The organism is Nocardioides pelophilus, from assembly GCF_014180685.1.
Taxonomy (GTDB): domain Bacteria; phylum Actinomycetota; class Actinomycetes; order Propionibacteriales; family Nocardioidaceae; genus Nocardioides; species Nocardioides pelophilus.
The window spans coordinates 1-10,855 of the sequence record NZ_JACEHF010000140.1 but is presented as its reverse complement, the minus strand read 5'-3'; the positions used below and the strand labels follow the sequence as shown (position 1 = coordinate 10,855).

General features: G+C 72.1%; 11 protein-coding genes. 7 read left to right on the top strand and 4 right to left on the bottom strand.

The features are described from left to right. Together H0488_RS18105 and bcp are read right to left on the bottom strand one after the other, a co-directional pair. Positions 1-393 (bottom strand): hypothetical protein (locus H0488_RS18105; protein ID WP_183100639.1); only part of this gene is annotated, 393 nt, incomplete at its 3' end. A 23-nt stretch (positions 394-416) separates the two neighbouring features. Next, complete coding sequence (gene bcp / locus H0488_RS18100) at positions 417-899, bottom strand: thioredoxin-dependent thiol peroxidase (protein ID WP_312856418.1); 483 nt, start codon at positions 897-899, stop codon at positions 417-419. A gap of 69 nt (positions 900-968) precedes the next feature. On the opposite strand from bcp, the gene H0488_RS18095 reads away from it, so the two are divergent. From H0488_RS18095 to H0488_RS18065, 7 genes are all read left to right on the top strand, one after another. Continuing rightward, positions 969-2,078 (top strand): HoxN/HupN/NixA family nickel/cobalt transporter, encoded by a 1,110-nt coding sequence (locus H0488_RS18095; RefSeq protein ID WP_312856417.1) that lies wholly within the window; start codon positions 969-971, stop codon positions 2,076-2,078. After that, positions 2,075-2,323 (top strand): DUF3618 domain-containing protein, encoded by a 249-nt coding sequence (locus H0488_RS18090; RefSeq protein WP_183100636.1) that lies wholly within the window; start codon positions 2,075-2,077, stop codon positions 2,321-2,323. Before H0488_RS18095 ends, H0488_RS18090 begins: the two co-directional genes overlap by 4 nt. 18 nt (positions 2,324-2,341) lie before the next feature. Then, positions 2,342-2,677, top strand: coding sequence for a GroES family chaperonin (locus H0488_RS18085; RefSeq protein WP_183100635.1), 336 nt, complete (start codon positions 2,342-2,344; stop codon positions 2,675-2,677). Positions 2,678-2,743: 66 nt separating this feature from the next. Then, positions 2,744-5,173: a penicillin acylase family protein gene (locus tag H0488_RS18080; RefSeq protein ID WP_183100634.1), complete on the top strand. Its 2,430-nt coding sequence runs from the start codon at positions 2,744-2,746 to the stop codon at positions 5,171-5,173. Positions 5,174-5,285: 112 nt separating this feature from the next. After that, positions 5,286-6,236 carry a helix-turn-helix transcriptional regulator gene (locus H0488_RS24295; protein WP_183100633.1) on the top strand — a complete coding sequence of 317 codons (951 nt, stop codon included), beginning with the start codon at positions 5,286-5,288 and terminating at the stop codon, positions 6,234-6,236. 1 nt (position 6,237) lies between these two features. Next, positions 6,238-7,239: a helix-turn-helix transcriptional regulator gene (locus H0488_RS25125; RefSeq protein WP_183100632.1), complete on the top strand. Its 1,002-nt coding sequence runs from the start codon at positions 6,238-6,240 to the stop codon at positions 7,237-7,239. A 126-nt stretch (positions 7,240-7,365) separates the two neighbouring features. Further along, a complete protein-coding gene (locus H0488_RS18065) occupies positions 7,366-7,788 on the top strand; it encodes a limonene-1,2-epoxide hydrolase family protein (RefSeq protein WP_183100631.1) in 423 nt (140 codons plus the stop codon). 3 nt (positions 7,789-7,791) lie between these two features. On the opposite strand, the gene H0488_RS18060 is transcribed toward H0488_RS18065, so the two are convergent. Beyond that, positions 7,792-9,099: a DUF2786 domain-containing protein gene (locus H0488_RS18060; RefSeq protein ID WP_183100630.1), complete on the bottom strand. Its 1,308-nt coding sequence runs from the start codon at positions 9,097-9,099 to the stop codon at positions 7,792-7,794. Between the two features lie 55 nt (positions 9,100-9,154). Further along, on the bottom strand, positions 9,155-10,855 hold a 1,701-nt coding region (locus tag H0488_RS18055), incomplete at its 5' end, for a DEAD/DEAH box helicase (RefSeq protein ID WP_183100629.1).

Below are 10,855 nucleotides of genomic sequence, written 5' to 3'. Positions count from 1 at the left end.
CGCGCCGGTCGACGGGGCGACCGCCGGCGCCTCGGCGGTGTAGGCATCGGGCCGCAGCCGGGTCGCGAGGCTGACGGGGACCTTGCCGAGTGCGTAGCCGAGCACGGCGCAGGCCCACTGGGAGCCGGTCACGTCGGCGCTGCCGCGGTCGCGCGAGAGCCGCTGTCCGGCGGTCTCGACGGCATCCTCGACACCGGCGCCGGAGTCGAGCATGGACACCATGGCCTGGAGCGCGCCGAGCCGGACCGCGTCGGTCAGCAGGTTGATCGTGCCCGTCGACGCGCTGCCCTCGTCGAGGTAGTCGTCGAGCGCGCCCCGGAACGCGTCGGCCTCGGCGAAGAGAGACTCGCCGTGGTCCCGCGCCAGCTGGGCGAGGCTCTCGTGCAGCTCCATCAACGTCCCTTTCGTCGCCGCCGTCAGGCGACGCCCAGATCCCTTCGCAGCTTCGCGACGTGGCCCGTCGCCTTCACGTTGTACTGCGCAGCCTCGATCTTGCCGTCCGTGCCCACCACGAAGGTCGATCGGATCACGCCCTCGACAATCTTGCCGTAGAGCTTCTTCTCACCAAAGGCACCGTACGCCTCGTGCACGGTGCGTTCCGGGTCCGAGAGCAGGGTGATGGTGAGGCCGTCGCGCTCGCGGAACTTCGCCAGCTTCGACGTGCTGTCCTTGGAGATCCCGAGCACGGTGAACCCCGCTGCCTGCAGCGCGTCCAGCGAGTCGGTGAAGTCGCACGCCTGCTTCGTGCAGCCCGGAGTCATCGCCGCCGGGTAGAAGTAGACGATGACCCGCCGTCCCTCCTCGAGCAGGCGGTAGAGGTTGACCTCGCCCCCCGAGTCGGTGGCGAGGGTGAAGTCGGGGGCCGGGTCGCCGATGGCGAGACGGTGGGCTTCGGGCACGCGGAGGTCTCCTGTTCGCGGGTCGCGGCGGACTTGTTGTTGCAAATGATTCGCAATAAGGTACGGCGAGTGCCCGCCCATCACATCACCCCGCAGGACCGGAGAGCCGACCAGGGGCCCGGTGACCGCAGGGCACTGATCGGTCTGCTCGGCACCGTGCTCGCGCTCAACGTCGTGGGCTGGGGCGTCCTCCTCCTGGTCGTCGCGCCGCAGGAGCTGAGCCTCGGTGACTCGCGGGTCTTCGGCGTCGGGGTGGGGCTGACCGCGTTCCTCCTGGGTGCCCGCCACGCGTTCGACGCCGACCACATCGCGATCATCGACAACACCACCCGCAAGCTGGTGGGCGAAGGCACCCGCTCGCTCGGCACCGGCTTCTGGTTCGCGCTCGGCCACTCGAGCGTGGTCTTCGGGCTGTCGCTCCTGCTCGCGCTCGGGGTGCGCGCCATCGCCGACCCGGTCCAGGACGGCGGCTCGACCCTGCAGCACTCCCTCGGCATCGTCGGCTCGATCGCGGCCGGGACCTTCCTGATCCTCATCGGCCTGATGAACATCAGCGCCCTGATCGGCATCCTGCACGTCTACCGCCACCTGAAGGCAGGCACCTTCGACGAGGAGCAGCTGCACCACCACCTGCACAACCGCGGGCTCCTCGCCCGGCTCTTCAAGGGCGCTATCGCCCGGGTGCGCAAGCCGATCCACCTCTACCCCGTCGGACTCCTGATGGGACTGGGCTTCGACACCGCGACCCAGGTGGCCCTGCTGGTGCTGGCCGGCGGCACGGCCGCCTACGCGCTGCCCTGGTACGCCGTCCTCGTGCTCCCCGTCCTCTTCACCGCCGGCATGACCCTCTTCGACACGATCGACGGGCTCTTCATGACCCGGGCCTACCGCTGGGCGGTGCTCGACCCGGCCCGCAAGCTCTTCTACAACTTCAGCGTCACGGCGCTGTCGGTGGCGATCGCCCTGTCGATCGGCGCGATCGTGCTGCTGCAGCTCGTCGCCGAGGAGTTCGACCCGGCGTCGCTGCGCTGGGTGGCCGGCCTCGACCTCAACTACGTGGGCTTCCTGCTCGTCGCCGTGTTCGTCGCGGCCTGGGTGGCCAGCGTCGGCGCCTTCCAGATTCTCGGCAGGCGGCGGGCGGCAGCGGCCGCGGTGGGCATTGATAGCCTGCCCCGGTGAGCGAGAAGCCGTCTGACATCGAGCGCGAGATCGAAGAGGCGCGGGAGCGTCTCGCCGGCACGATCGACCAGTTGCTGTACCGGTCGAGCCCGAAGACGATCGTGAGCCGCGAGATCGCCCAGGTGAAGGCGCACTACGTCGACGCAGCCACCGGCGAGCCGCGCACCGACAACATCCTGAAGACGGTCGGCGGGGTCGTGGGCGTGGTCGCGGTGATCATCGTGATCCGCAAGCTCGTCCGATGACCGTCCGATGAGCGCGTCATGACCAGAGGGTCGGACAAGACCCCGATCAAGATGCTCCACGACCGCATCCTGTGCGAGTCGGACACCGAGGCGGGGGAGCGTCGGTCGTCGGGCGGGATCGTGATCCCCGCGACCGCGGCGATGGGCGCCCGGCGCCTTGCCTGGTCGCGGGTGGTCGCCGTCGGGCCGCACGCGCGTGCGGTCGAGGCAGGCGACAAGGTGCTCTACGACCCGGAGGACAAGGCCGAGGTCGAGGTCTCCGGGGAGGTCTACGTCGTCATGCGCGAGCGGGACGTCCACGCGGTGGCCGCCGGCCGCCTCGGCGGCGAGGCGACCGCGGGTCTGTACCTGTAGGCCGGATTTGTAGGTCAAATGACCTCATCGACGTAACGCCGCGCCTCGAGCCGCCGTTACACCGCCGTGAAACGCGTCACCGTGGCCTTGGCTGCTCTCCTCGTCGCCCCCTTGCTCGCCTCGTCGCCCGCCGGCGCCGGTCCCGCGCCGGAGCGGACCGCGCAGGCGCCAGCGGCCCGGGCGCAGCAGGCCGCGCCGACGTACGACGCGACCGTCCGGATCACCCGGCACGGCATCCCGCACATCGTCGCCGACGACTGGGCCTCGCTGGGCTACGGCAGCGGCTACGCGACCGCCGGCTCCTCGATCTGCAACCTGGCCGACACCCTGCTGACCGGCCGCGGTGAGCGGTCGAAGTACCTCGGTGCGGACGCGCGGTACGACGACCAGGTGACCCTCGACGCCAGCAACCTCGAGGTCGACGCCTTCGTCACCGACCTGCACAACCGGAAGGTCGTCGAGCGGCTGCTCGCCTCGCCGGCCGGTCCGACCCCGCGGGCGCGGAAGCTGGTGCGCGGCTACGTGGCCGGCATCAACCGGTGGATCCGCGACCACGAGATCACCGACCCGGCCTGCGCGGACGCCGAGTGGATCACGCCGACGGCGACCACCCTCGACCTCTGGTACGGCGTCTACATGGCCAACCTGCTGGCCTCCTCGGGGGTCTTCGTCAAGGAGATCATCGGCGCCGACCCGGCGACGGCCGACGACCCCGGCCTGCCGGACCTCGGGCTCCCCGTGACCGACGACCAGGCGCGCGAGCTGGCCAAGACGGTCGACCGCGAGGCGCTCCTGACCGAGCTCGGCCAGAACAGCGACTTCGGCTCCAACGCGACTGCCATCGGCGGCAACGACAGCTCGACCGGCCGCGGCCTGCTGCTCGGCAACCCGCACTTCCCGTGGGTGGGGCGCTACCGGTTCACCCAGCAGCACCTCACCATCCCCGGCAAGTACGACGTCGCCGGCGCGTCGCTCGTCGGCTCGCCCGCCGTCAACATCGGCTGGAACAAGGACGTCGCCTGGAGCCACACCGTGTCGACGGCGTACCGGTTCACCCCGTACGAGTACGTCACGCCCGTGCCGGGCACGACGTACCTCACCGCCGACGGCCTCCTCAAGAAGGCCGAGCACCGGTTCGTCGAGGTCGAGGTGCTCCAGGACGACGGGACGGTCGAGACGGTCGAGGAGGACCTCTACCGGGTGCCGCAGGGCTACGTCATCGACGCGCCCGCGATGTTCATGGGGTGGCTGCCGACCAGCTTCTGGGCGATCCGCGACGCGAACGCCGAGCACCTGCGGACGATCGACACCTTCTTGTCGATGGGCAGCGCGACCAGCGTGCGCGACCTGCTGGCCAAGCAGGACGCCGGCGGCGGCATGCCGTGGGTCAACACGACCGCCGCCGACCGTCACGGCGACGCTCTGTACGCCGACCACAGCGTGGTGCCGCACGTGACCGACGACATGGCGAGCCGCTGCATGACGCCGATCGGGCTGCTGCTCAACCAGGTCGCCGGCCTGCCGGGGCTCAACGGCGCCCTCGCCGAGGGGCCGTGCAAGTGGGGCACCGACGCAGACGCGCAGCGCCCGGGCATCCTCGGCCCCGGCAAGCTGCCCGAGGTGGTCAGCCGCGACTGGGTGATGAACGCCAACGACTCGTACTGGACGCCGAACGACACGGTCCGGCTCGAGGGCCACCCGTCGATCATCGGTTGCGAGCGCTGCGCGCGGACGATGCGCACCCGGATGGTGATGCAGTACGTCATCGACCGGCTGGCGGAGGGCAAGGAGACGCCGAGGACCCTCCGGTCGCACGAGCACGCCAACCGGGTGCGCGCGGCCGAGGTGATGCGCGAGGGCGGTCGGCTCGACCAGGTGTGTGCGGCGACCGGTGAGACCGAGGCGTGCTCGGTGCTGGCGGCCTGGGACGGGCACTCCGACGCCACGTCGGTCGGCACCCACCTCTTCGAGGCCTTCGTCACCCGCGCGCCCACGGGCAACGCGCTGTGGACGGTGCCGTTCGACCCGGACGACCCGGTCAACACCCCGCGCGGGCTGAAGACGAGCAAGGCCGTCGTCGACGCGATGCAGGCCGCCATCGACGCGGTGCGCGACTCCGGCGTGCCGTCCGACGCCGCGTGGGGGACGCTGCAGGTCGCCGGTGACCGGGGTGCGCCGACACTTCCGCTCGGCGGCGGCGAGGGCGACCTCGCCGGCAACGCGAACGCGCTCGCGTCGCGCGACCCGATCGCCAACGGCGATCGCTACAAGCCGATCACCTACGGCTCCTCACACATCCAGGCCATCTCGTTCCTGGCGGACGGCTCGGTCCAGCCGAAGACGATCCTGACCTACGGGCAGTACGAGGACCCGGCGTCCCCCTGGTCCGCGGACCAGACCCGGCTGTTCTCGAGGGAGCGGTGGGTGAGCTTCGCCTGGACGAAGGCGCAGATCCGCAAGCAGCTGGTGACCAGGATCGAGCTCACCGGCCGGTAGCCCGGCCGGCCACGGACCGGCGGTGTGGATTTCGGGCGATTCGCGCGCGCCCGGGGCCGCCACGCGAGAAACTGGGCCCGGCACAGCGGCGTCCATCACTTGGGGAGGGATCGTGGTCAAGGCAGCAGGCCGCGACCAGCGCGGTCCCATGGAGCGCTTGGTGCGCATCGCGGCGACGCTGCGTGAGCGCGGCGTCGTCGGTGAGTCCGGTGAGCGCCTCGCCGAGATCGCCGGGTTCGACGGCGAGCGCCCGATGGACCAGCTCAAGCGGGACATCCGGTCGCTGACCGACCAGGGCTGGCAGATCGACAACATCGCGGGCCAGGGCGAACCCGCTCGCTACCGGATGCGCACCGTCGACAACCGGCTGCGGGTCCGGCTCACGCCGCCGCAGCAGCGGGCCCTCCAGCGGGCGGTCCTCCTGGCCGACCGCAACGACCTCGTCGACCGGCTCGGGCTCGGCGACCCGGTCTCCACGCCTCCCGTAGCCGGCGTCGTGGCCGGTGTCCCCACCGCCGGCCACGACGCCTTACTCGCGACCGTGTTGCAGGCAGTGCGGATGGGCAGCGTGCTGCGGTTCACCTACAAGGGCACCCCACGGGTCGTCCACCCGGAGTCGGTGCGCTCGCAGAACGGCACCTGGTACCTCCGCGGCCAGGAGGATGCCGAGGGGGAGGACGCCCCCGTCAAGGCGTTCGTCGTCGCGCGGATGAGCGACGTGAGCGCCGACGAGCCCCGGACCGCACGCCCGGTCCGCGCCGTCCGACATCCCGAGCTGCACCCCATGAGCTGGCAGATCGATCCTCCGGTCGAGGTCACCCTGCGGACCACGACCGACCACCAGCCCGACGTACGACGCTGGCTCGGCGAGCCGGCCGCCGAGGAGGTCGCGCCGTCGACCGGGCCGGGCGCCGGCGAGGTCACCATGCGGTACGTCGTCACCCACCGGGCCGCCCTCCGCGCCCGTCTCTACGAGCTCGGGCGGCGGGTCGTGCTGGTCGGACCCGACGAGGTGCGACGCGAGCTGCTCGACGAGCTCCACGAGCTGAAGGGGGGCGACTGACGTGACCAGCAAGGCCACCCCGCGGTACGCCGCCCGGTTCGGCCGCCTGCCGGCGGTGTTCGAGCTGCTGCTCGCGCACCCCGACGGAGTGCCGCTGGCGACGCTCGCGGCCGAGGTCGGCGTACCGCCGGCGGAGCTGCGCGAGGACCTGCTGGCCTTCTACACGGCCGACCCGATCGAGAACGACCGGATGCTCGGGCTGTGGCGGCCCCCGGTGCTGGAGTTCCTCGGTCCCGACGGTGACACCGACATCGAGCCGGGAGAGGCCGAGGTCGTCCGCGCGGTCAACGACCGCCCGACCGAGGAGCTCGGCGTCGAGTACGTCGACGCGTCCGAGCTCGCGCTGGTTCACACCGCCGCCGTCGCGCTGCACGACGTCGACCCCGACCCGGACCTGGCCGCCGCGATCGACGTCCTCACCGAGACCATGGTCGGGACGCCGGCCGGGCACCCACAGCTCCCGGCCTGGAACGAGCCGCTCCGGCCGCTGCAGGAGGCGCAGCGCCACCGCCGCGCGGTGCGGATCGTCTACTCCCGCACCTGGCAGCACGGCGTCGCCCCCCGGACCATCCATCCCTACCGCCTGGTGCAGACCCGACGGGGCTGGGAGGTCGACGCCGGACCGCCGGACTCTGCCGGCCGGCTGCGCACCTACCTGCTCTCCGGCATCCGCGAGGTCGACAGCCTCGAGGAGACCTTCGAACCGCCGGAAGGCCTCGCGACCATGCTCGACGCGCAGCGCGCGACCACCCCGGTCCGGATGGTGCTGCCCCACAGCTCCCGCTGGGCCGCGGACATGTACGCCGAGACCGTCACCGTGCTCCGCGCGGACGAGGACGACGTCGAGGTCTCCCTCGAGCTCCTCCCGCCGCTCGCCGACCGGGTCGGCATGCTGCTCCTCGCCGCCGGCAGCGGTGCCTTCGTGCTCGACCCGCCCGACCTCGCGAACGCCGGCGCCGTGCTGGCCGAGGAGCTCCTCGTCCACCACGGAACCCACTCCTGACGACCCGTCGCCAACTCCGGCTCTGACCCCGCCGACCCGGCTCGAACTTGGCGACGGGTCGACGGGTTCGAGCGGCGAGTTTCTGACGGGTCGGCGATGTGGTGACACCGGCCTATGCTCGGAGACATGACTGCTCCGTCGCACCTTGTCACCGCTGACCCCACCACCACGGTGCAGGCGTTCTTCGCCGCGATGGAGGACGGCGCGATGAAGCAGGCGCTGGAGCTCACCGACCCCAAGATCGTCTGGCGCAACACGTCGCTGCCGACGGTGAAGGGCAAGCTCGTCGCGCGGCTGATCCGGGGCATGGACCGCGACTGGATGGGCTTCCGTGCCGACTTCCACCACATCGCGGCCAACGGCAACACGGTCCTGACCGAGCGCAAGGACTACCTGCGCGTCGGGCCGTTGGAGATCGACTTCTGGGTCTGCGGCACCTTCCAGCTCACCCCTGAGGGCAAGATCGTGCTTTGGCACGACTACTTCAGCTGGGGCAACGTCCTCGGCGGCGTCGTGCGCGGGCTGTTCCGGATGGCCCGCTCCCGCTGAACCTCAGCCGGCCTCGCCCAGCGCCTTCTCGTCGCTGAGCCGCGCCCGATCGGCGGCCCGGAGCCCCTCCTCGGCCGCCATCGGCGCGTCGTTGACCTTGGTGCGGCGGTCGGCACTCCAGGTGCCGCGGATGTTGTTGCGCCGCAGTGCCTCGGCGAAGAAGTCGTGGACGTCGAGCTCCTTCTGTCGTACGGCGAGGGCGGTCTCGCTCGACCGGTCGGCCTCGACCTTGACCGCGTCGGCGAGGGTCGCCTGCCGGGCCTCGTCGAGCCGCTCGCCGATCCGCCAGGCGTAGGCCTCGTAGAACGCCAGCCGCGCGGTGATGGTGGCGACCGGGCGGCCGACGTAACGCCGCCGCGAGGAGTCCCACACCGTGCGCTCGTCGCGGAGCCCGGAGGCCAGATGGCGCTCGCAGTCGGCGACCATCTGGACCAGCAGCGACTCGTAGATCGCCTTGGCCACCGCGATGTCGGACGGGAAGCCGTGCATCGTGACCGCGGTCGAGTCGTGGCTGATCGTGCAGCGCAGGTCGTTGGCGTGCGCGACGTTGAGCAGCAGCCGGACGTAGCGGGCCAGGCCGCGCTTGCCGCGCTCGCCGATCCGGTAGTTCTCGGCGACGGGCTGCTCGCGACCCTCCTCCTTCGCGGTGTGGGCGCGGGCGACGGCGAGCGCCACCGAGTGGCGGGTGGCGAGCGACTGCGCCTTCGACAAGAAGGCGGCCCGCTCGTGCTCGTTGGTGGCGCGCTCGGCCTGGCGCAGCAGCTTGGCGAGCCGGGCGAGGGTGCCGTCGTCGACGCTGTGGACGACCTGCTCGAGACCCTCGGCCGCGTAGGCCAGTTGGAGGAGCTGGGCGGTCACGGGGAGACCGACGTCCTCGAGGAGCCGGAGGAAGGTCGCCCGCCAGGTCGCCGTGTGGTGGGCCTCGCCGGACAGGTGGTGGGTGAGCTCGTGGAGCACGACCGTGGCCCGCAGCGCCCAGCGGCCACCGACCTCGAACGGCGGGAGGGCGATGGTCCGCGTCGCCGGCTCGTAGACCGCCATCCGGGCTCCCGCTCGGGGCCGCACGGCGACCTGCTCGAGCTCGCGGCCGTGGTAGTCCTTGCCGTCGGAGCGCAGTCGTTCGAGCACGGTGTCGACGTAGGTCGCGGCGGCCGCCGGCTCGGTGAACCGCAGGTCGGGTCCCGGCTCGAAGGTGAGCCCGTCGACGGTCACGGTCGGCCGGTCGGGGGTGGTCGAGTCGAGCCACGCCGCCAGCTGGTCCTCCGCGGCGTAGACCGCGCGCTTGTCGGGGTCCCTGGTGGTGGCCGTCATGGCGTCGAGTCTGCCGGACGGGCCCGACACAGACGGGACGTCCTCCACAGGCTCCTCACGCGTCGTCGGGCGCCGGCACCGCGGGCGGCTGGTAGAGCAGCCGTTCGCGCTCGGCCGCGAGGACCTGGCGGGCGATCTCGGCGTCGGTCGCCTCGGGGGCCGCGGCGGCGGTGACGCTGGTCCCGGCGTACTCCTCGAAGAGCTCGCGCTTCTGCCCGAGCAGCTCGTGGATGCGTTCGTCGACGGAGTCCTCGGAGAGCAGGCGGTGCACCTGCACCGAGTGCAGCTGCCCCATCCGGTGGGCGCGGGCGACGGCCTGCGCCTCGAGCGCCGGGTTGAGCTGCGGCTCGCAGAGCACGACGACCGACGCGGCCTGGATGTTGAGGCCGACACCGCCCGTGGTCACCTGCGCCAGCAGCGCCGCACCGCCCTCGGCGTCCGAGAACTCGTCGACCATCCGCTGCCGCGCGGCCGCGGCGACCGAGCCGTCCAGCGGGCCGAAGACCGGGCCGTCGAGGACCGCCCGCACCGCCGCGAGCACCTCGTTGAAGAACGAGTAGACGATCACCCGCCGGCCGTTGTCCTCGGCCTCCTCGACGATCTCGACCAAGCGGTCGACCTTGGGGGAGTCGGCACCGTGCAGCATCGCCGCGCGCCGCATCTGCATCAGGTTCCCGGCCTCGACGCCCTCCCGGTAGGCGGCGAGGTCGGCCGGGCCCATCGGCAGCCACTCCTCGACCTCGACCAGGCCGGGCAGCTCCGCGAGCACGTCCTCCTGGTTGCGACGGAGGTACGCCGGCGCGATCGCCCGGCGGAACAGCCGCGGCGCGAGCTCGACGGGGCCCGACATCAGGTCGGGCTGCAGGTAGGAGATCAGCGTCCGGAACTCGCCGACGTGGTTCTGCATCGGCGTCCCGGTGAGCAGGATCGCGCGCTCCACGCCGGCCAGCAGCGCCGCCGTACGGCGCGACCGCTGCGCCTCGGGGTTCTTGACGTACTGCGCCTCGTCGACGACGACGCAGGCGATCGTCGGTCCCTGGCTCCAGGCGCGGGACTCCATCCAGGCCGTGTCGTAGGTCGTCACCGCGACCCCGCCGCGCGCCACCCACGCCGCGGCCGCCTCCTGGGCGTCGGGCCCGTGGATGCGGTGCGCCTCCAGGGTCGACCGCGCCGCGATCTCGCGCAGCCAGTTGACCAGCACGCCCGGCGGGCAGACGACGAGGAAGTGCGTCGCCCCGGTCGACCAGAGGTGCGCGAGCACCGCGAGCGCCTCGATCGTCTTCCCGAGCCCCATCTCGTCGCCGAGGATCACCTTGCGCTGAACGAGGGCGAACCGGGCGCCGAAGCTCTGGTATCCCCGCAGCGCCACCGTCAGCGCCTCCGTGCGCAGCGCCTGCTCGCGCACCGACTCGACCAGCCCCGGCGGGAGGTCGCCGTGGCTCGCCTCCTCGTCCTCGACCAGGTAGCCGAGCTCGCTGAGCATCGCGTAGTAGTCGGCGGGGCGGGCGGCGAAGTCGGCCCGGGGGTCGGCCGGCACGCCCCGCGGCGGCGTCGCCGTCACGACGTCCGCGCGCCGGACGACGGTCGCGATCGCGTCCGCCAGCCCGGAGGCGGGGACGCCACCCGCTGGGATCACCAGCAGCCGGTCGACGTGCTCGTCGACCACTGCGGCGAGCGGGCGGAGGTCGTCGGCGACGGCGAGGTCGGCGGCCGCGCCTCGGGTACGTCGGACGCCGTCCCAGGTGGCGAGGGCGAC